The organism is Pseudomonas siliginis (genome assembly GCF_024072275.1).
Classification (GTDB): Bacteria; Pseudomonadota; Gammaproteobacteria; order Pseudomonadales; family Pseudomonadaceae; genus Aquipseudomonas; species Aquipseudomonas siliginis.
The window spans coordinates 1,202,506-1,221,993 of sequence record NZ_CP099598.1; the positions used below are offsets into that span (position 1 = coordinate 1,202,506).

Sequence of the window (19,488 nt, forward strand, 5' to 3'; positions counted from 1 at the left end):
TGCCCTTCTGAGTGGCGAGCAACATCTCGAAGCACACTCGCAGGTCGGGGTCGGGCACTTTCGAACTAGGCTGAGGGCCTTAGATCCGGATAATCCTTGTTTGGAGACGGAACATGAACACCCGTGGATTGCTCGATCAACTGCTCAAGTCCGGGCAGGAAATGCTGCAGAACAAGACTGGTGGCGCTTCCAACAAGTCGGCTGCCAGCGGACTGGGCGGTTTGCTCGGTGGCTCGTCTGGCTCCAGCGGCCTCGGCGGCCTGCTGTCCGGCGCGGGCGGCGGCGCATTGGCCGCGGGCGCGATGGGCCTGCTGCTCGGCAACAAAAAAGTCCGCAAGGTCGGCGGCAAAGTCGCCATCTACGGCGGCCTCGCCGCGCTGGGCGTACTGGCTTACAAGGCCTACGGCAACTACAACGCCCAAAAAGGCAGCGCACCCCAACGCGAACCACAAACCCTCGACCGCCTGCCACCCGCGCAAGTCGAAGAACACAGCCAGGCCATCCTCAAAGCCCTGGTCGCCGCCGCCAAGGCCGACGGCCACATCGACGAGCGCGAGCGCGAACTGATCGAAGGCGAATTCACCAAACTCGACAACGACCAGGAGCTGCAACACTGGCTCCACGCCGAACTCAACAAACCCCTCGACCCCACCGACGTCGCCCGCGCGGCAAGCACGCCGGAAATGGCGGCGGAGATGTACATCGCCAGTGTGATGCTGGTGGATGAGGAGAATTTTATGGAGAAGAGCTATCTGGATGAACTGGCACGGCAGTTGAAGCTGGAGCCGGGGTTGAAGGTGGAGTTGGAGAGGCAGGTGCGGTTGGTGGGGGCGGATAGCGTGTAATCGTAGTGGCGATCGCCCGGCATCAGCAGGCGGTTGCCCTTTTACGTTAGCTAGACTTCCTGCGTTTCAGTAGTTTCCGTAACGGCGTTGAATCGATCTTTGTCCCGATAGCGGACACTGCGCATGCCGCTGGCTCTGTACATACTTTTGGCACTGACCGGGTAATAGAGCTGGCAAATAGATCACTAGCAATCGGTGATTAGCGCACTGACGTCGTCGCCAGATCAGTGTTATTTAACAGTCGACCATTGAGGTCTGAGTCGGCGGGCCTGCCGTCGAGCAAGTTTCCTTCTGCTAGAAGTATTTGAATGGGTATGTGTCTCCCGTGATTATTATTGAATCTTTCTCTGTATATACGCTGTTGATGTTGTTGATAACCAATTGTGGGTTGGTTGGGTTTTGAAAAAGATGATAGAAGAGTTCGAAGTAAAGATGATCTTCGATCAAACTTGCTGCTAGGTTTGGATGGGTGTTCAGAAGTTCATTGAAAGTCGGGTAATCAACTGTCGCAAGCTCGGGGATGTCCGCATAGCCTTGCACGGTATCGTCAATCCTGCATTCCGAAATAAACGTATCTGCAATAATTTCAAACTTTCTTGGAAAGTCGCCGGGTTTGATTTGCAGTATGTAGGGCTGAGTCTTGATCGTAACCGCCTCTCCGAATCCCAAGCTTCTATAAGATACGGTATTTGGATTGACTGCGTTGCCCGAGCACTTAAATATCATGGTTTTGCTTTCGCTGTTATAGGTTTGGTTGTCGAGATTTTTTTACCCGAAAGAAAACTCCCCTTGCACTACAAGTCTGAGGCCTTTCCCAAAACAATCGCATCGGCATCGGCATCGGCATCGGCATCGGCATCGGCATCGGCATCGAACGCAGACTGCTTTAGCTTAGGGTGTTGCTTAAACATTTTTTTGCTGAGAGAGTGGCGCCGCCACATCCTATGTATTAGCCAATGTCAGGTCCACTGCTTTCCCCGTATACTTCAGATTTGTAAAGGCTGCATCAGATTTGTTTAACTTTATGTAGTGTGTGGTCTAAAGTTTTTTCAAGGCCGCTCCAAGTTTTGGCGGTGTCGGTGAATATTGGAAATTCTCCAAGCTTGATTTGCAATTAATGAAATTCTAAAAGTGCCATTTTTGCTAAATAATAGATGCCATCCGATGTCTATTATTTGTTCCAGGCCAGTAGTTGTGCTCGTCGTGATTTTTGCTGTTCACGTCCAGGTTGTCGGTGCATTCGTAGCGGGTAGTACTGCCGAGTTCGCTCTATTCGGGAGTTACGCGATCGTCAGTTGTTGGTATACGCGCGCGTGGTACGCTGAGCAGATTAGATGTGCCAGGTGACTCGCGGCGTTTCATTTGTAAAAAAGCTGCACTGAGAAAGGGCAAGCATCGAAAATCTTGTGTCGACACTTCCTATGTTTTGAAAAATCGATAGCCGGCATCAAAGACGCTTATGGTATGCATGTTGCTGTAATTCACTTCGAATATTCCTTCAATTGGCGGTTGCGTGCGTTTCGCCTGTAAATTTAGAGTTTCTGCCACGTTTCGAAGTTTATGGTATGTTGCTATGTAGACATGATCGGAAGCGGAGAAGTCAAGAGTTATCTTTTGGGGTGAAATAATCGCAAGATTGATTAGGAGTTGAGGTGATGTGAATGATCTACCTCCAATGTCATAGATCTTGTCTTTATTTTCCAGTTTGGGTCTGTAAATTTCATGTAATAAGTAGTCTTTCCCTTGATCTAAGACTCTTACCAGTTTTTCGTGACCTTTTATTTTTTCAAATGTAACGGCTGCTTTTTTGATTATTAGGAAGCCATCCTCGTCCATGTTTTCTAGAAAGTTTAAGTCTTGGCTTTCTATTGAAGACGTTATTGGCTAATCTAATAGGTTGAGAACAAAATTGAAGATTTCTACTTGGAATTTTTCCTTTATGTTTTCAGTGGGAGGGATATTCATGTAGGATATAATTCCGCCTGCATTGTCGTAATCGATTGCACCAAAATATCTGTAATGTCAATGTAGATATTCATTTTGCTTTTTTGATTGCCGATTGATTATAGGCTGTCTTAATTAATTGTTGGTTCTTTATTGGCGCCTTTTTGGTAAGTGGCGTTGGGCGTTTGTCGGTAATATTTTAAAAGTTCGCTTATACAAGATTTGGTGGGCTTAGCTATTATATTTCTGATGATTCTGCTTTCGCAAGTAAACTATATATTTCTGGTTCTATTTCACTTTTTGGTGTGGTATCTATTATCTGCTTTACATGGTGAGAGTATTTTTTTTCAATCGGTACTTCGGCCCAGTCGAGCTCGTAAATAGAAATAATTTTAACGTCTTTATATCCCGATTTTGAAAGTAGAGTCTTTAAAATTTCTATGGCTTGGGTGGTACGATTTTCTCCAAGTGAAACGGCGCATCTTTGTTGCCAAAATTCCGGCATTTTGAGTATTGCTTTTTTTAGGACTTCCCAGTCCTTATCACTGAAGTCTATGAGTACCGTTTTAGCAACTAGCTCGGTGCTGTATTCAGTCCATGGTGAATCTTCAGATTCACCTATCCATGAGCAGAGCTTTTTATATAGATTTTCTTCATTGCCAGTCGTCATGGTGTTGCTCCCGTAGGGTATGAAGAAGTGATGACATCGTTTTCTTTAATAACCTGCCATTGAACTCCGTCCACGATTTTGGTGTGTTCGGTCACTACCGCGCCTGGATCGTTCCGTAACACTCTGCCTGGCTCTGCTGCTACCTCATCAGTAACTCTCAAGATTTTCGCGTCACTCCAAGATTTCGGCGCAAATGTATGTCTATTTGGAGACTTTGCTGCAGACCAGCCGATGGTTCCATCCTTACGCTCTAAAATCATTTTAAAATTTTTAACGCTGGTAGTTCCGTCCTTGTTAGTGCTGACAATATCGTACTGATATTTTGGAGAGTTCATAACCTGCGCCGAATGACCGCCTACTGGTTTGTTATGGCCGGGGCTCCGTGTGCCATACAGTATTTTGTTCTGCATTGCCTTGGGGATCGGTCCGGTATATGGCGCTTCGGGGCTGCCGTCATCAACTTTCGATTTTTTTTCTTCTTGGTCAGTTCGGTTACCTGATGAATCTTTATCTCCGGCTCCGGGACATGTATTCAATCCTAGAGGATCCACCCACCCCGTAGGGTTAGGCACGTATTGGTAGCTATTCAAACCACCCGCAAGCTTGATCGGATCAGGCGTCAAGAACCGTCCAGTTCCCGGATTGTAGTAGCGGTGGCGGTTGTAATGTAAGCCTGTCTCGGCGTCGAAATACTGACCCTGAAAACGCAGCGGGTTATCGATTTCGTTGACGTCCAGCGCGGCGAGGTTGCCATAGGCGCGGTACTTCGCCGACCACATGATCTCGCCGCTGTAGTCGGTCAGTTCCTGCGGCGTGCCGAGGTGGTCGAGTTGGTAGTAGAACGGGGCCGCTTTTAGCGGGCCTTCGCCGTCGAGCATTGCCAACGGGCGGAAGCTGCCCGGTTCGTAGATGTAGCTGCGGTAACGGTTTTCTGCGCTTTCGGCGATCAATCGTTCGCCTTGCCATAGAAATTCAGTGGTATGGCTGTCGACGGTTTTCTCGATGCGGCGGCCAAAAGCGTCGTATTTGTAGCTTGCGGTGCTGCCACCCGGCAGGCTGACGCCGATCAGGCGATGCTGGCAGTCGTAGCGGTATTCGGTGACGAGCTTTTGGCCGGTGCCGCGACGTTCGCGGATCAGGTTGCCGTAGGCGTCGTAATCGTAATGGCGGTCGCCTTGTATCAGCAGGCGGTTGCCTTTGACGTTGGCGAGGTTGGCTGCGGGCAGGTCATTCTGGCCGAGGAGGTTGCCTGCCGGGTCATGGGCGAAGCTCTCTGGTATGGCGCCGCGTACGCTGATCAGGCGATCCAGTGGATCGTAGTGATAGCTGCGGTTGCCTTTGCGGCTGTCGTCGATTCCGGCGAGGTTGCCGTTGGCGTCGTAGTTGTAGCGACGCTGGAACAGGTGCTTGTCCCGTTGGCTAACGCTGTGCGCTTGCAGACGTCCCTGTTCATCGTATTGGTATTGGCTAAGCAGCAGACCTTGTTGGCGCTGTTGCTCTCGACCAGCGTTGAACTGATGAGAGGTCAGGCGAGAACCGTTGAGGTCGATGCTGGTGAGTTGCCCGCCAGGCTGGTGGCGGTAATCGAGTTTGCTGCCATCGGGCAAGCGGCAGTGCTTGAGCTGGCCGACGCTATCGTATTCGTAGCGCAGAGTGCCCCAGCCTTGGTGCTCCTCGATGAGTCGGTCTTGCAGGTCGTATTTGTAGGCGAGCGGCCAGTGGCCGTCGTCAACGTTAACGAGGCGGCCAAGCGCGTCGTAGCTGTAGTAAATCTCTTCGCCGTCGGGCAGCGTTTTTACAAGCAACCGGCCTGCGGCATCACGCTGATATTCGGTGACCAGTTCGCTGCCGTCGTCGCCGAACTCGGTTTTCTTCAGCAGTTGGCCGTTGAGGTCGTACTCGTAGCCAGTCCGACGACCATCGAAGCCGGTTTCCTGTTGAATCAGGCCGTTGGCGTAGTAATCAAGGTGATAGTGCTCGCCGCGCTCGTTTTCAATTTCAGTGAGCAACAGACGCGAGTTGTCGTAGCGGTAGCGCAGTTGGCTGCCGTCGGGATTGATTCGGCGGCTGACGAGGTGAAGATTGTCGGCATATTCATAGCGGGTGATACGGCCAAGTTCGTCACGTTCAGCAGTGACATTGCCGTAGGCGTTGTAGCTGAATGCGCGAGTGGCGCCGCCGGGCAGCGTAACTTGGGCAAGGCGATTGGCAGCATCCCATTGGTAATGAGTGATCGCGCCGGACTCTTCCTGGCGAGTGATCTGCCTGCCTAGTGCATCGTAACGGTACTTGCGCTGACCGCCGTCGGGAAGACGTTCTTCAAGCAGTTGACCGAGATTGTTCCAACCGAGTTGATGACGGCTGCCGTCCGGGTGACGGATTTCCAACAGACGACCCTGCGGGTCATAGCTGTAATGGCTGGCATTGCCGTCCGGGTCAATCTGCGCAGTGACATCACCTTGTCGGTTGCGTTGATACTTCCAACTGGCTTTGCCGCGACGAACGTCGCTGACGAAACCATTGATGTACTCGTAAGTGGTGGCTTCGTCTTCCGGCGGGATGACCGCGGTCATCAAACCATTATCGTCATAGCGATATTCAGTGACTGCGCCCAGCGGATCCTTTTCGGCGATCAATTGGCCTTTGTCGTTGTAGGCCTTGAGATGCTCGGCACCATCCGGATCGATCTTGCTGATCAATCGGGCCTGATCGTCGTGGGTATAGACCTCTTCGCTGCCATCGGCGTTGGTTACGGTGACGCTGCCTTTGTCGTCCCAGACGTACTGCGCTTCCATCTGCGAAAAGTTGGCCCAGTGACGAGTGCAGCGAGACAGTTTGCCTTCGTTTTCCCATTCCCAATAGAACGCCGCGCCGCCTGCCAATTGCCGCTCGAGAATGACGTGCTGCTCGTTGTAGCGATAACGCTCGGCTTCGCCCGCCGCGTTTTTCGCCTCGATCAGGCGATGTTGCGCGTCGTAGCTATAGGTGACCAACGTCTGCACGGTATTCCAGACGTCTTCCAGATTATCGGCGGGCAGAAACTGCTGATAATCGACGGCGATGATGTGCTTGCGGTCGTAGCGCAGAAGCAGGGCGCGGCCGGCACCGTTGTCGAGACGTTTGATGCGCCCATGGATGTCGCGAGTAACGTGCAAGCGGTTGCCATAGCTATCGCTGATGGCGATCAGGGTCGCGCCTTTGCTGTCGAAGCGGAAGTGATAGAACGATGGTCGCTTGCCAGCCTGCGCGAGAATCAGCTCGGATGGATCGTCACCTAGAAAAATGGCCGCGTGCGATAGGCTGTTGGTGATGGCGGGACGCTGCTCGCTCGGAAGTGGGAAAACGGTGGAGCGGTTTTCCTGATCGGTCCAGATGACTTCATCGCCATTGATCTCGATGCGGTGGGCGAGCGCGTGGCTCCAGCCATAGCCGAGACCGCAGTCGATTTCCACAGCGCTGGTGCGATAGAGGCGGGTCCATTCGAATGGCAGCAGGCCGTCGAGTTGGCCGTCAGTTAACGTCAATAACTCTTCGCCAGTGACCATCGAAACAGGGCACCCGTTAGTGCAAGTCTTTGCAGCAGGTTCTGCGCTCTTTTCGGCGGGATTCGTCGCCTGGTTCGATACGTCATCAGCGACTTTACCGTCAGCAAGTCTGGCGTTTTTCTTGCCATCAAAACGCAACTCGGAAATCCCGTTTCTGACCTTTGCCGTTATCCCTCGGGCCGCCACAGCGGTGTACTTGGCGACATACTCCATAAAACCGTTGATGATCTTGAACACCGACTTCACGAAGCCGATCACAGCCTTGATGACAAGTTCTCCGTACTTCTTCAGTCGGGCCGCAAGGTAGATGACGCCGGTACCTTCGGCCGCGATGGTCAATACCACGCCGATCACGATGTCGATCGCAATGCCTACGACAATGGCCGTGGTCATCTTCGCTACGTCGCCCGCCATCTTCATCGGCGGCAAGCCCGCGAGCCAGATCACCGCACTGCGCACCAGCAAAAACAAAGCCGCCTCGTCGCTGGCCAGCAACATGGCCTTTTTCATGATGTCCGGCGAGCTCTTGGCGACTTTGATCAGCTCGTCTGCGCCAGCGCCGAGATCCTTCGCAAACTTTCCTGGGTCCTGAAGGATGTCGAGCACGAGACTGATGCCGTCCCATACGCCCTTGATCGCTTCCCAGCCACCTTCAAGAATGCCGTTGCCGATGGCCATGGCTGTGCCGGAGGTCGAAAGATTCGACCATTGCGGTTTGAAGCCGGCCCATTCCTTGCGCAGGAAACCTTCAAGGTCCGCAGTCACGCCGCTGTAAGAACTGAAGAGGGCGTCGATCTGCGCCGGGGTCACTTCGTTATGGACGCGAATCGTGTAGAACTTGCCGGGCACACCGCCGGTCCATGCGGCTTTGCCTTGGGCGTCGAGTTTGACCTTGCTGACAGCACCACCGTCCACGGCCACGATTTCGACTTCGATATCGCCGACGGGAATGTCGTAAACCGATTCGAATTTGCTCTCGATCAGCAACGGACCCTTGAGCGGACATTGAGCCACGTTCGAGGTGAAGTTACCGTCGGTCATGCTCACCGCTTTACTGGTGTTGCCCACCTTGATGACACGCTCCATACCCAGCAAAGACGGCATGTCAGCGGCACGGCTACCCTTGTCGAGGGCCTGTGCATACCAGGTTTTGGTTTGTTCCTGATACAGCTTCAGACTGTCCTTGAAGGTGTTCAGTTGGTTGTCAACAAAGGCAACGCGATCCATCAGCCTTGCTCCAGAATCAGGTGGTTTATCAATGCTTCTTTAAGATTTTGCGGCGCATCCGGGCGGCGCACGAAGCGGGTGATTTTCAGCTTCAGATTGTTCTCGGGCCATGCGGTGTAGAGGTCCGGGCGGTCTTCTTCCAGCCATTGCATCAGGTTGCTGACCAGCGTCGCCGGATTGTCCTTGCTCAACCCTTCCAACAACCCCTTCGGCACCTCCCACCACGGCCAGTCCTTGACCTTCGGCACCACCCGCGTGCCGACTTCCAGCGCCTGCCCATTGATCAGATACCGCTCAAACACCGGCAGCACTTCTCCAGCCTTCTCCCCAAGCCCCCGCAGAATCGGATAAATATGCCGGCCATCCCAAAACCGGAAAAACACCTCGGTGCCATCCGGCATTTTCACCTGCGTCAGGCTGCGCAGATGTTCGAACACTTCGTTTGGCTCTGAGCGCGATACGGCCAGCCAGCCCCAGTCGAGGGCGTCGGTTTCGGCGATCCATGGCAGGAAGGCGGAGTTGGCTTTGAGTTCGGTGAGGTAGGGCATCACCGGTTGCCAGGTGGAGTAGGGCGTGCCGCCCCAGATCGGGATGAGCTGGGCGGTGGGTTCGGTGAGGTACAGGGTTTTCAGGGCGTCGGCATCGCTGGCCGCGCTGACGACCAGATACAAGCGCTCGCCGCTTTGCAGCGGCTGTTGCGCCAGCCAGTCTTTGGGGGTGATTCGTTCAGATGGCACAGGCACCTGCCTTGCATTTTTCGCATTCTTCACAGAACGGCGCGTTACGTTTTAGGGTGTTGATCTGCGCCGGGGTCAGGACTTGGCCAGCCTTGTCGGCATCCGCCTGTTTCAGCACGCCGGGCATCAACGGCGCGGCGCCCGTGCCAACGCCCGGGCTGCCGCCGGAGTTCATGTTGATCACCGGCCCGCTCATGGTCACGCCACCAGCATCAATCTTGATAAAGCTGCCGCCGCCGACCAAGGTCAGCTCTGCACCAGCTTCCATCACCACTTTCATGCCGCTGCTCAGGTGGATTTCCTGGCCTGCGTCGATGAACTGGCCGGTGCCGATCTTGATGTGCTGATTGACGCCCACGGTCAGATGATCGTTAGCGCGCGCCTCGACTTTGCGGTCGGCGTAGACGGTGTGGTGTTCTTCGGCTTTGAGCTCGGTGTAGCTGTTCTTTTCGACGGTGTCGTGTCGTTCGTTGCCGACGCGGATTTTCTGGTCGTGCTCGATGTTTTCGTCCCAGTCGCGCTGGGCGTGCAGGTAGATTTGTTCCTGGCCTTTTTTGTCTTCGATGCGCAGTTCGTTGTAGCCGCCACCGCCCATGGAGCTCAGGGTCTTGAAGGTGCTGCGGGTCTTGTTCGCCGGCAGTGGATAGGGGACGGTGTTTTCCTTGTGGTACAGGCAGCCGCTGATCAGCGGTTGATCGGGGTCACCTTCAAGGAACGTGACCAGCACTTCCATGCCAATGCGCGGGATGGCGATGCCGCCATACTGGGCGCCGGCCCAGGCGCTGGAGACGCGCAGCCAGCAACTGGTCTTGTCGTCGGCCTGGCCTTCGCGGTCCCAGTGAAACTGGACTTTGACCCGGCCGTACTCGTCGCAGTGGATTTCTTCACCTTTCGGGCCGGTGACCACGGCGCTCTGGCTGCCGAGGATGCGCGGTTTCGGATGGCGTAGCGGCGGGCGGTTGGGCACGTCCCACGGCGTGGCCTGGAAGCGGTTGCGGTAGCCCTGGTGGAAATCGTCTTTCAGCGCCGTGGTGTCGCTGGTCACCGACTCTTCGAGCACCTGCGGCTGCTTGCCTTCATGCAGCACTTCGGTGAGCAGCCACAGGTCGTTCCACTTGGCTTTCGGGTGTTCGGTCAGGGCGAGAAAGTGGCCGCTGACCAGCAGTGGCTGATCACTCTTGCCTTCGGCGAGCTGGAAGTCGCTGCGATGGCGTTCGAGGGCGCGTTTGGCCAAATGTTTGCCGCGCTCGCGGTCGATGAAGCGCCCCGGGTAATCGTAGTCTTCAAGGTCGGGCAGGGCGTCGCCACGGTTTTCGCTTTCCAGGGTCAGGCGCGGTTTTTCGAAGTCGTAGTCGCGGCGGGTGGTGCGGCTGGTGCGGGTTTCCAGGCGCAGGTCGAAACGCTTGATCACCGGGTTGCTGGCGACCATGCCGGAGTCTTGCTGATAGGGCACGGGGGCGAGTTTTGGAAACACCGTCTGGTCATCGCCGAAAACGAGCTTGTGCGCGTTGGCGCTGTGCTGGAAGTGGAAGTGAATGCCTTCTTCTTCGCACAGGCGCTGGATGAAATGCAGATCCGACTCGTCGTATTGCACGCAGTAGATGCGTTCAGGATAGATCGAACCGGTCTTGAATTCGTAGGCGTTGCTCTGGATGCCGTGCTCTTCCAGCACCATGCCGATGATTTTCGGCACGCTGAGGTTCTGGAAGATGCGCTGGTTGATGCGGTGCGCCAGATACGCCAGTTGCGGACGCAGCGTCACCGAATAACGGGTCAGGCGTTTGCCCGAGTCACCTTGCGCGGCGCGGTAGATCTGGCCATGGATGCCGCTGCCGTCAGGCGACAGCTGCAGGAAGGCCGGTTTGTGCAGCAGGGTTTCGAGGTCCAGCGACGGCTGCTCACTGACCAGCTCCACCTCAAAGACAAAAGGCTGGCTGATGGCTTCCCGGCCGGTGAGGGTAAACACCTGAAAGTCGGCGGAAAGCCCTTCGATGGTCAGGGCAAAGTGGGTTTCATTGGCCGGCGCGAACATCCCTTGTTCCTCGTGCTGTACAGCGGCGCTCGTCGACGGCCGCAAAAAAGCGGCTCAACGTACGCGAAATTCTGGAGGGGCGTAAACAACATCGACCAGCAGAGCTGGCCGATGCGTGTAACGGTCAGCCGTAATTAAACGACTGGAGCACGCCAGTCATCGGAACCCGAAGTACCGGATACTTCGTGGGTCCAGGTGATTTTGCGGTAGGTGAACTGCACTTCTTCCAGGTGGGTGAAGTGCGCGTTGCCTGGATCCTGGCAGTTGTGCATTTTGTTGTTGATGGCGACGATGATCGCGTCTTCCAGTTTGGTGGTGTAGTAGTGCTCTTGGGTGCCTTGAGCCGAAGTGCGGTACCACTGGATAACGATTTCGCTCATGCGCTCGCCGGAAGTCAGAGCTGCTTGCAGCAGTGGCGAAGCCTTGTCGTAGACCTTGGTGATCACAACTGGCTTGTGTACGCGCTGACCGGTTGGCTGACCGGATTGCGGGTCACGCGGGATGATCACGTCGTGGGTGAAAGCCTGAACCATGACCTGGTCTTCGTGGCCTTCCTGGTAGGTGTTGCCAACGGAGTCGGCGGTGAAAGCGCCGGCAGTGATCAGGCCTTGTTTTTCGCCGGTAACCGACATGTACGCTGGTGTTGCCATGGGGTGCTCTCCTTGCGGATAAAGTTAGGGTGCCCGGAGGCGAAATCGCCCGGTGGGTGGCTGAGAGTTATCAAGGAGCGTGCCAGGTTTTGCGCGGTGCCCGGATGGCGGGGGCGCCACGGTAGTCGGTGATCATTCGGGGCGATTTTCAGCGGGAAAGTCGGGAGAAAGTGCGCAAGAAGTTGCGCAGTACTGCGCAACTTCTTGCGCACTTGGCTGCAGGCCTTGCGCCGCTTGAGCTGCAGAGGATTTAGGCCCTGAAATATTACGACCAACTGCGCAACTTCTTGCGCAGTTGGGTATTTGCCGGGACTGCGGTGTGGCCTTCGCGAGCAGGCTTGCTCCCACAAGGACAGTGCTGCCAGCGAAAGCGTCTTATAAATGAAACACCGCCCTCGGCTATACTCCCCGCATTTCGATCAGGCACGAGGATTCACTGTGAAGAACTGGACGTTGCGCCAACGCATTTTGGCGAGCTTTGCGGTGATTATCGCCATCATGCTGTTGATGGTGGTGCTGTCCTACTCGCGGTTGTTGAAAATCGAGGCCAGTGAAAACAGCGTGCGCGACGATGCCATTCCCGGCGTCTATTACAGCTCGATGATTCGCGGCGCTTGGGTCGACAGTTATTTGCAGACCCAGGAGCTGCTCGGCCTCAAGGAAGGCCAGGGCGTTTCCAGCGAAGACGCAGCGGACTACAAGGCATTCGAGGCGCGTCTGCAAGAGCAGATGGCCAACTATCGCAAGACCATGGCCACGGATGAAGACCGTTCCGAATTCGCCCTGTTCGAGAAGTACCACGATACCTACATGCAGATTCAGGATGCCGTGCTGGACCTGCACAAGCGCAATCTGGAAGCCGATGCCATCAAGCTGTTCAACGAGAAACTGACCCCGGCGTGGTACACCGGGCGTATGAAACTCAACGACATCATTGGCGAAAACAAAGTCGTCGCTGATAACGCCATGGCCAACATCGACGATGCGGTCGCAACGGCCAAAGTCAGCATGGTCATTTCCCTGCTGGTCGCGGTACTGGTTGCCGGCCTCTGCGGTCTGCTGTTGATGCGCGCGATCATGGCGCCGATGAACCGCATCGTGACCATCCTCGACATCATGCGCACCGGTGATCTGAGCTCGCGCCTGAACCTCGATCGCAAGGACGAATTCGGCGCGGTCGAAACCGGCTTCAACGACATGATGACCGAGCTGACGTCGCTGGTGTCCCAGGCCCAGCGCTCCTCGGTGCAGGTGACCACCTCGGTGACCGAGATCGCCGCCACTTCCAAGCAGCAACAGGCCACCGCCACCGAAACCGCAGCGACCACCACCGAAATCGGCGCAACCTCCCGTGAGATCGCCGCGACTTCGCGGGATCTGGTGCGCACCATGACCGAAGTGTCGACCGCTGCCGATCAGGCCTCGGTGCTCGCCGGCTCCGGCCAGCAAGGCCTGGCGCGCATGGAAGACACCATGCACTCGGTCATGGGCGCGGCGGATCTGGTCAACGCCAAACTGGCGATCCTCAACGAGAAGGCCGGCAACATCAATCAGGTGGTGGTGACCATCGTCAAAGTGGCTGACCAGACCAACCTGCTGTCGCTCAACGCAGCGATCGAAGCCGAGAAGGCCGGCGAGTACGGTCGCGGTTTTGCCGTGGTCGCCACCGAAGTCCGGCGTCTGGCCGATCAGACCGCCGTGGCCACCTACGACATCGAACAGATGGTTCGCGAGATCCAGTCGGCGGTGTCGGCCGGGGTGATGGGCATGGACAAGTTTTCCGAAGAAGTGCGCCGCGGCATGTCGGAAGTGCAGCAGGTCGGCGAGCAGCTGTCGCAGATCATCCATCAGGTGCAGGCGCTGGCGCCGCGCGTGCTGATGGTCAACGAAGGCATGCAGGCCCAGGCCACTGGCGCCGAGCAGATCAACCATGCGCTGGTGCAGTTGGGCGATGCCAGCAGCCAGACCGTCGAATCGCTGCGTCAGGCCAGTTTCGCCATCGACGAACTGAGTCAGGTGGCCGTCGGCCTGCGCAGCGGCGTTTCGCGATTCAAAGTCTGATGAGCGAGATCATCGCCAAACGTGGCGGAGCGCCAGTGGCGAAGCAGGCGCTGTTTCTGCTGTTTCGCATCGGCAGCGAACGCTATGCCCTGCGCGCCACGGAAGTGGCCGAAGTGCTGCCGCGCCTGCCGTTGAAACCGATTGCCCGGGCACCGCATTGGGTGGCCGGGGTGTTCGCCTATCGCAGGGCGGTGGTGCCGGTGATCGACCTCAGCGCGCTCACTTTCGGTCAGCCCGCCGAGGCGCGCACCAGCACGCGGCTGGTGCTGGTCAATTATCAGCCGGATCAATCGCAAGCAGCGCAATGGCTCGGGCTGATTCTCGAGCAGGCCACCGACACGCTGCGCTGTCATCCGCAAGATTTCCAGCCCTACGGCCTCGACAACCGTGAGGCGCCGTACCTCGGCCCGGTGCGCGAAGATGCGCAGGGATTGCTGCAATGGGTGCGGGTCAATGACTTGCTCGATGATGCCGTGCGCGGTTTGCTGTTCCCCGATCCGCCGCGTGATCCGGCGCAGCTTGAGGCGCAGCCATGAGCAGTGAGCAGCGCTTTTTCGATTTCCTCAAGGAACGCATCGGCCTTGATGTTGCGTCGGTGGGCGCGGCGATCATCGAGCGTGCCGTGCGCCAGCGCACGACCCTGTCCCAGGCCGCCCACGCCGACGAATATTGGCAGCTGTTGCAAGGCTCGCGGGACGAGCAGCAGGCGCTGATCGAAGCGGTGATCGTTCCGGAAACGTGGTTTTTCCGTTATCCGGAATCTTTCGCGACGCTGGGCAAACTGGCGCGAGGTCGGCTTAAAGAACTCAATAATATGCGCGCGCTGCGAATTCTGAGCCTGCCGTGCTCGACCGGCGAAGAACCCTACTCGATTGCCATGGCCTTGCTTGATGCCGGATTGCAGCCGCATCAATTCAAGGTCGACGGCATGGACATCAGCCCGTTGTCGGTGGACAAGGCGCGCCGCGCTGTTTACGGCAAGAACTCCTTTCGCGGGCAGGATCTGCAGTTTCGCGACCGGCATTTCATGCCTGAGCAGGACGGCCACCGGGTCAACGAATACGTTCGCGAACAAGTGCGCTGGCAGGTCGGCAATGTCCTCGATCCGACGCTGTTGGCGAGCGAGCCAGCCTTCGATTTCGTGTTCTGCCGCAACCTGCTGATCTATTTCGACCAGCCGACGCAAAAGCAGGTGTTCGAAGTGCTCAAGCGCCTGACCCACGTCGACGGCGTGCTGTTTATCGGCCCGGCGGAGGGCAGTCTGCTCGGGCGCTTGGGCATGCGCTCGATCGGCATCCCGCAGTCGTTCGCTTTCAGCCGCCATAGCGAGCCGCACCCCGAACCGCTGCCGACGCCCAAACCGGTCGCCGTGCCGGTCAGCCAACCACTGCGCAGCGCGCCGCCGCCAGCGCCAGTGCGCAATCGGCCGTTCGCTGCCGTGACGGCTTTGCCGGTGACGAAAAAAACTGCCGACCCGGACGCCGCAACACTGCTGGCGCAGATTGCTGCACTGGCCAACGAAGGCAAAAGCGCCGAGGCCCGCGCCGCGTGCGAACACTATCTGTGCAGCCATGAACCCGTGGCGCAGGTGTTCTATTGGCTGGGCCTGCTCAGCGATGTCGCCGGGCTGAGCCTCGAAGCCCAGGGGTATTACCGCAAGGCCTTGTACCTCGAACCGCAACATCCCGAAGCGCTGATGCACCTGGCCGCGTTGCTGCAGGCTCAGGGCGACACGGCGGGTGCCCGACGATTGCAGGAACGCGCCGCCCGCAGCGGGCGCACCGCCGACAGTGAGCGTAAACGATGAGCGCGTCCGACACCTTGAACGTTACCCACGAAGACGCCCGCGCCATCGACGATTGCTGGAACCGCATCGGCATTCATGGCGACAAGTCCTGCCCGTTGCTGGAAGAGCACATTCATTGCCGCAACTGCTCGGTGTATTCCGCCGCCGCCACACGCCTGCTCGACCGTTATTCGTTGCAGCAGAACCAGCGCGAAGCAGTGGTCAGCAAAGTCGAAACCGACGTCAAGACCCGCTCGCTGCTGATGTTCCGCCTCGGCGAGGAATGGCTCGGACTGGCCACGCGCACGCTTGTCGAAGTTGCGCCGTTGCAGGCGATACATTCGCTGCCGCACCAGCGCTCGCGGGCCTTGCTCGGCGTGGCCAATGTCCGTGGCGCACTGGTCGCGTGCCTGTCGCTGGTGGAACTGCTCGACCTCGGCGCCAGCGTTGCGCCGGTCAGCGGCGGGCGAATCATGCCGCGCATGCTGATCATCGCCGCGCACGGCGGGCCGGTGGTGGTGCCGGTCGACGAGGTCGACGGCATTCATGCCATCGACGAGCGCATCCTCGACGCCGCGTCGCAGTCCGGTGCGCAGAACAGTGCCAAGTACACCCGTGGCGTTCTGCAATATCGCGGTCGCAGCCTGCGCTGGCTGGATGAAGAACAGCTGTTGTCCGCCGTGACCCGGAGCCTGACATGACCCCCGAGCAAATGCGCGACGCCTCTCTGCTCGAGCTGTTCAGTCTCGAAGCCGAAGCCCAGACCCAAGTGCTCAGCGCCGGGCTGTTGGCGCTGGAGCGCAATCCGACCCAGGCCGATCAGCTGGAGTCGTGCATGCGTGCGGCGCACTCGCTCAAAGGTGCGGCGCGCATTGTTGGCATCGACAGCGGCGTCAGCGTCGCCCACGTCATGGAGGATTGCCTGGTCAGCGCGCAGGAAGGGCGTTTGTTGCTGCGTCCCGAACACATCGACGCGTTGTTGCAGGGCACCGACCTGCTGATGCGCATCGCCACGCCGGCCAATGCGCCGCAACCCACGGACATTGAAGCCTACGTGACGCTGATGGGGCGTCTGCTCGATCCTTCGGCGCCAGCCGCTGTGGTTGCCACGCCGTCAATGGCCGAGTTGCAGATCGAGCCTGCGCCAACGGCGACAGCGCCGATCATGGACGAGCCCGCCGAGCCGACTCCGCGCAAAAACAAACGCACCACCGAAGGCGGCGAGCGCGTTTTGCGCGTCACTGCCGAACGCCTGAACAGCCTGCTCGATCTATCGAGCAAATCGCTGGTGGAAACCCAGCGTCTCAAGCCGCATCTGGCGACCATGCAGCGCCTCAAGCGCATGCAGAACAACGGCCTGCGCGCGCTGGAAAATCTCAATGTGCACCTGAAGGAGCATGCACTGAGCCTGGAAGCGCTCGAGTCGCTGGAAGATGCGCGACGTTTGCTCGCCGAGTCGCAGCAATTGCTCAGCGAGAAGAACGCCGAACTCGACGAGTTCGCCTGGCAGGCCAGCCAGCGTGCACAAGTGCTCTATGACACCGCGCTGGCCTGTCGTATGCGCCCGTTCGCCGACGTGCTCAGCGGGCAGGCGCGCATGGTTCGCGATCTCGGACGCAGTCTTGGCAAACAAGTGCGCCTGGAGATCGAAGGCGAGAAAACCCAGGTCGATCGCGACGTGCTGGAAAAGCTCGAAGCGCCGCTGACTCACTTGCTGCGCAACGCTGTCGATCACGGCATCGAATCCCCGGAACAACGCCTGCTCAAGGGCAAGCCGGAAGAGGGCCTGATTCGCCTGCGCGCCTCCCACCAAGCCGGTTTGCTGGTGTTGGAACTCAGCGATGACGGCGGTGGCGTCGATCTGGAGAAAGTCCGCCGCAGCATCGTCGAACGGCAGTTATCCCCAGCCGAAACCGCAGCGCAGTTGAGCGAAGAGGAACTGCTCACGTTCCTGTTTCTGCCGGGCTTCAGCCTGCGCGACAAGGTCACCGAGGTGTCCGGGCGTGGCGTCGGCCTCGACGCTGTTCAGCATATGGTCCGCCAGTTGCGCGGGGCCGTGGTGCTGGAGCAGACGGCGGGCGAGGGCAGCCGTTTCCATCTGGAGGTGCCGTTGACGCTTTCGGTGGTGCGCAGCCTCGTGGTGGAAGTCGGCGAAGAGGCTTACGCATTCCCCTTGGCGCACATCGAACGCATGTGCGATCTGGCCCCCGAAGACATCGTGCAGGTCGAAGGACGCCAGCATTTCTGGCACGAAGGCCAGCATGTCGGGCTGGTTGCGGCCAGCCAGTTGCTCAATCGCCCGGCCAGTCAGAACGATGGCGCTACCCTGAAAGTCGTGGTGATCCGCGAGCGCGAGGCGATTTATGGGGTGGCTGTCGAGCGCTTCGTGGGTGAGCGCACGCTGGTGGTGTTGCCGCTGGACGAGCGTCTGGGCAAGGTTCAGGATATTTCCGCCGGGGCCTTGCTCGATGATGGTTCGGTGGTGCTGATCGTCGATGTCGAAGACATGCTGCGTTCGGTGGACAAGCTGCTCAATACCGGGCGCCTGGAGCGCATTGCCCGCCACGGCAATCAAACTGCCGAAGCGGCGCGCAAACGGGTGCTGGTGGTCGACGATTCGCTGACCGTGCGCGAGCTGCAACGCAAACTGCTGCTCAATCGCGGCTATGACGTCGCGGTGGCGGTGGACGGCATGGATGGCTGGAATGCGCTGCGTTCGGAGAACTTCGATCTGCTGATCACCGACATCGACATGCCGCGCATGGACGGCATCGAGCTGGTCACGCTGCTGCGCCGCGACAACCGTTTGCAATCGTTGCCGGTGATGGTCGTGTCGTACAAGGATCGCGAAGAAGACCGCCGCCGTGGACTGGACGCCGGCGCCGACTATTATCTGGCCAAAGCCAGTTTTCATGACGACGCCCTGCTCGATGCAGTGGTCGAGCTCATCGGGGGAGCGCGGGCATGAGGATCGCAATCGTCAATGACATGCCCCTGGCGGTGGAGGCCCTGCGCCGAGCGCTGGCGTTCGAGCCGGCGCATCAGGTGATCTGGGTCGCCAGCAACGGCGCCGAGGCGGTGCAACGCTGCGCCGAACAAACGCCGGACCTGATTTTGATGGACTTGATCATGCCGATCATGGACGGCGTCGAAGCCACGCGGCGGATCATGGCCGAGACCCCATGCGCGATCGTCATCGTCACCGTCGACCGCCAGCAGAACGTGCACCGCGTGTTCGAGGCCATGGGCCACGGCGCGCTGGACGTGGTCGACACGCCGGCCATTGGCGCCGGCAATGCCCAGGAAGCGGCGGCGCCGTTGTTGCGCAAGATCCTCAACATCGGCTGGCTGATCGGCGACAAGGCGCCGCGTTCGCGCCCGGCGCCGAGTTCGCCGCGCAGTTCGCCGTCACGTCAGCGGCTGGTGGCGATCGGTTCGTCTGCGGGTGGGCCGGCGGCGCTGGAAGTGTTGCTCAAAGGCCTGCCGAAGGATTTTTCCGCCGCGATCGTGCTGGTGCAGCATGTCGATCAGGTGTTCGCCGCCGGCATGGCCGAATGGCTGGCCAGCGCCAGCGGCCTCGATGTGCGTCTGGCCCGTGAAGGCGAGCCGCCGCAAAGTGGCGCGGTGCTGCTGGCCGGGACCAATCACCATATTCGCCTGTTGAAAAACGGCACGCTGGCCTACACCGCCGAACCGGTCAACGAGATCTATCGCCCCTCGATCGACGTGTTTTTCGAGAGCGTTGCCAGTTACTGGAACGGTGACGCGGTCGGGGTTTTATTGACCGGGATGGGGCGCGATGGCGCGCAAGGGCTTAAGCTCATGCGCCAGCAGGGCTATTTGACCATCGCCCAGGATCAGCACAGCAGTGCGGTGTACGGCATGCCCAAGGCTGCCGCGGCAATCGATGCCGCGGTGGAAATCCGCCCGCTGGAAAAGATAGCGCCACGATTGCTGGAGATTTTCCCCAAATGAACAGGTTGATCGGCAA

13 protein-coding genes are annotated in these 19,488 nt (G+C 58.2%); 7 read left to right on the forward strand and 6 right to left on the reverse strand.

The window, feature by feature from the left end:
- The first annotated feature begins 113 nt into the window (after positions 1–113).
- A complete protein-coding gene (locus NF676_RS05740; RefSeq protein WP_039759087.1) occupies positions 114–845 on the forward strand; it encodes a tellurite resistance TerB family protein in 732 nt (243 codons plus the stop codon).
- A 294-nt stretch (positions 846–1,139) separates the two neighbouring features.
- Here NF676_RS05740 and NF676_RS05745 read toward each other — a convergent pair whose 3' ends face one another.
- From NF676_RS05745 to NF676_RS05770, 6 genes are all read right to left on the reverse strand, one after another.
- Positions 1,140–1,571, reverse strand: coding sequence for a hypothetical protein (locus tag NF676_RS05745; RefSeq protein WP_056783135.1), 432 nt, complete (start codon positions 1,569–1,571; stop codon positions 1,140–1,142).
- A 1,456-nt stretch (positions 1,572–3,027) separates the two neighbouring features.
- Positions 3,028–3,459, reverse strand: coding sequence for a HEAT repeat domain-containing protein (locus NF676_RS05750; protein ID WP_252887377.1), 432 nt, complete (start codon positions 3,457–3,459; stop codon positions 3,028–3,030).
- Positions 3,456–8,231 (reverse strand): RHS repeat-associated core domain-containing protein, encoded by a 4,776-nt coding sequence (locus NF676_RS05755; RefSeq protein ID WP_252887378.1) that lies wholly within the window; start codon positions 8,229–8,231, stop codon positions 3,456–3,458. Before NF676_RS05755 ends, NF676_RS05750 begins: the two co-directional genes overlap by 4 nt.
- Positions 8,231–8,968 (reverse strand): DUF4123 domain-containing protein, encoded by a 738-nt coding sequence (locus NF676_RS05760; RefSeq protein WP_056783139.1) that lies wholly within the window; start codon positions 8,966–8,968, stop codon positions 8,231–8,233. The genes NF676_RS05755 and NF676_RS05760 overlap by 1 nt, the downstream gene beginning before the upstream one ends.
- The gene (locus tag NF676_RS05765; protein WP_252887379.1) at positions 8,958–11,000 is read right to left on the reverse strand and encodes a type VI secretion system Vgr family protein; all 2,043 of its coding nucleotides are present in this window, start codon (positions 10,998–11,000) and stop codon (positions 8,958–8,960) included. The genes NF676_RS05760 and NF676_RS05765 overlap by 11 nt, the downstream gene beginning before the upstream one ends.
- A 134-nt stretch (positions 11,001–11,134) precedes the next feature.
- Entirely contained in the window at positions 11,135–11,650 is a 516-nt protein-coding gene (locus NF676_RS05770; protein WP_007949952.1) for an Hcp family type VI secretion system effector, read from the reverse strand.
- Between the two features lie 438 nt (positions 11,651–12,088).
- Between NF676_RS05770 and NF676_RS05775 the strand changes: the two genes are divergently transcribed.
- From NF676_RS05775 to NF676_RS05800, 6 genes are read left to right on the forward strand one after another with little or no spacing between them, the layout of a single operon-like run.
- Complete coding sequence (locus NF676_RS05775; protein WP_252887380.1) at positions 12,089–13,711, forward strand: methyl-accepting chemotaxis protein; 1,623 nt, start codon at positions 12,089–12,091, stop codon at positions 13,709–13,711.
- Positions 13,711–14,247: a chemotaxis protein CheW gene (locus tag NF676_RS05780; RefSeq protein ID WP_252887381.1), complete on the forward strand. Its 537-nt coding sequence runs from the start codon at positions 13,711–13,713 to the stop codon at positions 14,245–14,247. The genes NF676_RS05775 and NF676_RS05780 overlap by 1 nt, the downstream gene beginning before the upstream one ends.
- Positions 14,244–15,518 carry a CheR family methyltransferase gene (locus tag NF676_RS05785; RefSeq protein WP_252887382.1) on the forward strand — a complete coding sequence of 425 codons (1,275 nt, stop codon included), beginning with the start codon at positions 14,244–14,246 and terminating at the stop codon, positions 15,516–15,518. The genes NF676_RS05780 and NF676_RS05785 overlap by 4 nt, the downstream gene beginning before the upstream one ends.
- Positions 15,515–16,198 (forward strand): chemotaxis protein CheW, encoded by a 684-nt coding sequence (locus NF676_RS05790; protein WP_252877506.1) that lies wholly within the window; start codon positions 15,515–15,517, stop codon positions 16,196–16,198. The genes NF676_RS05785 and NF676_RS05790 overlap by 4 nt, the downstream gene beginning before the upstream one ends.
- Positions 16,195–18,465 carry a hybrid sensor histidine kinase/response regulator gene (locus NF676_RS05795; RefSeq protein ID WP_252887383.1) on the forward strand — a complete coding sequence of 757 codons (2,271 nt, stop codon included), beginning with the start codon at positions 16,195–16,197 and terminating at the stop codon, positions 18,463–18,465. Before NF676_RS05790 ends, NF676_RS05795 begins: the two co-directional genes overlap by 4 nt.
- The gene (locus NF676_RS05800; RefSeq protein ID WP_150636279.1) at positions 18,462–19,472 is read left to right on the forward strand and encodes a chemotaxis response regulator protein-glutamate methylesterase; all 1,011 of its coding nucleotides are present in this window, start codon (positions 18,462–18,464) and stop codon (positions 19,470–19,472) included. The genes NF676_RS05795 and NF676_RS05800 overlap by 4 nt, the downstream gene beginning before the upstream one ends.
- The last annotated feature ends 16 nt before the right edge of the window (positions 19,473–19,488 follow it).